2 protein-coding genes and 2 pseudogenes are annotated in these 1,817 nt (G+C 56.1%); 3 read left to right on the top strand and 1 reads right to left on the bottom strand.

The features are described 5' to 3' along the window. The 3 genes and pseudogenes from tnpB to P8H27_RS20475 form a co-directional block, all read left to right on the top strand. On the top strand, positions 1-224 hold a 224-nt coding region (gene tnpB / locus P8H27_RS20465; RefSeq protein WP_289639588.1), incomplete at its 5' end, for an IS66 family insertion sequence element accessory protein TnpB. Positions 225-261: 37 nt separating this feature from the next. Next, positions 262-902 (top strand): annotated as a pseudogene (locus P8H27_RS20470) (IS66 family transposase zinc-finger binding domain-containing protein); the annotation flags it as partial. A gap of 84 nt (positions 903-986) precedes the next feature. Beyond that, entirely contained in the window at positions 987-1,565 is a 579-nt protein-coding gene (locus P8H27_RS20475) for a plasmid pRiA4b ORF-3 family protein (protein WP_289639590.1), read from the top strand. Between the two features lie 34 nt (positions 1,566-1,599). Here P8H27_RS20475 and P8H27_RS20480 read toward each other — a convergent pair. After that, a pseudogene (locus P8H27_RS20480) lies at positions 1,600-1,698 on the bottom strand (paraquat-inducible protein A); the annotation flags it as partial. Between the last annotated feature and the right edge of the window lie 119 nt (positions 1,699-1,817).

Genomic DNA, 1,817 nt, shown 5'->3' on the forward strand with positions numbered 1-1,817 from the left:
GTCAGATCTTCGCCTTTCGCGGACGGCGCGGTGGCCGTATCAAGCTATTATGGTGGGACGGCGACGGTTTGTGCCTGCTTTGCAAACGGTTGGAACAAGGACGCTTCGTCTGGCCGCAAGCAACCAGCGGCAGGGTGTCACTGACGGCTGCGCAGTTGTCGATGCTGTTGGAAGGCATTGATTGGCGCAGGCCAATTCGTACAGCATCCGTCCTCGCGATCTGACTTGCCGCGCTGAAAAAATCCCAAGTAAGATTCGGTCATGACGCTCGCGACCGACTCCCTGCCTAGCGATCTTCAATCCTTGAAGGCTCTGGTCTCTGCCCAGCGGGCAGAGATTGAGCGCTTAAAGATGATGATTGCCAAGCTGCGTCGTACGCAGTTCGGTCGCAGCTCCGAGCAACTGGAAGCGATGATCGACCAGCTCCAGTTGAGCCTTGAAGAACTGCAAGTCAGCCAAGCCGAAATGACACCTCCAGTCGAGCCAGCACCTCGCGCAGTTTCGCGCCGTAAACCATTGCCCGAACACCTGCCTCGCGAAACCCCCGCTCATCAGCACGAGTCGCAGTACACTGGTTGCGGTGGGACACTTCGCCATTTAGGTGAGGATGTGTCCGAGGTGCTGGAGTACGTTCCGGCACGCTTCAGAGTCATTCGCCATGTCCGTCCGAAGTGGGTTTGCCGCTGCTGCGAGCACATCGCTCAGGTGCCGGCACCGAGCCGCCCAATAGCCCGAAGCCTTGCCGGCGCGGGTCTACTGGCCCGTGTGCTGGTCTCGAAGTTTGCCGATCATTTGCCGTTGTACCGACAGTCCGAGATCTACGCCCGTGAGGGCGTGGATCTGGAGCGCTCAACCCTGCCGACTGGGTCGGCCAGAGCAGCCAGTTGCTGCGACCGCTGATCAACGCCTGACACCGGGGGGGGGGCGAACTGCTGCCCTAGAATATTTCCTTGAACCACACTGACCACTGCGAGGCCGCCTGATCCATGGTTAAAACTGTCAGCCTACCCAAACCTGCACCTGATCTCTTGCTGTTGCACATTGAGCTGAAGTGGATCACACCGACGATTTGGCGTCGTTTCGTAGTCCCTGAAAACATTACCTTGGGCAAGCTGCATCACGTGATTCAGGTCGTGATGGGCTGGAGCGACAGTCATCTGCATGAGTTTGAAATAGCAGATGAAAAATACGGGATTCCCGATTCTGATGGCTGGGGGCCGCCGGTGAATCCAGAAGCTCGCAAGACATTGGTCAAAGCGCTGTTCGGTAAAAAGACGTTTGACTATCTCTACGACTTTGGTGACAGCTGGGATCACCGAATCAAAGTCGAGAAAAGGCTACCTGCCATCACAGCCCCTCAACTGCCGTATTGCATTGAAGGTGCCAATGCTTGCCCGCCGGAAGACGTAGGTGGGGTGCCGGGTTACGAGGGTTTTCTAGAGGCCATGGCAGACCCCAAGCATCCAGAACACGACGACATGGTGAGTTGGTACGGTGAAATATTTGAGCCGGCGGCATTTGACTGCGAGCGCGTGAATCAGTGGTTTAAGAGGATCAAGGTTTGAGTTGCAAGACGGTGTAGCTCGGACGCTTACTTTCGATCTGCGGTTTGCGCATCAGCAAATCGCACTCGTGACAGGCAATTAATCGCTCAACAGGAAGCTCAGGCAGGAACCGAGACTCGACCGAATCAGGCATAAACGGACTCTCTGAAAGATGAGTCTATTCTAGACGAGCAGCACACCGAAGCACGGAAACATGTGCGGCGTGCTGCTTCTGCCGTCCATTTCTAGCGCGTGGTTTTAGAGCCTTTTAAA

This window comes from Pseudomonas sp. sp1636, from assembly GCF_030376615.1.
Lineage (GTDB): Bacteria > Pseudomonadota > Gammaproteobacteria > Pseudomonadales > Pseudomonadaceae > Aquipseudomonas.

Coding starts and splice junctions, on each gene's coding strand:
- P8H27_RS20475 (WP_289639590.1), top strand. CDS start 987: ATGGTTAAAACTGTCAGCCTACCCAAACCTGCACCTGATCTCTTGCTG.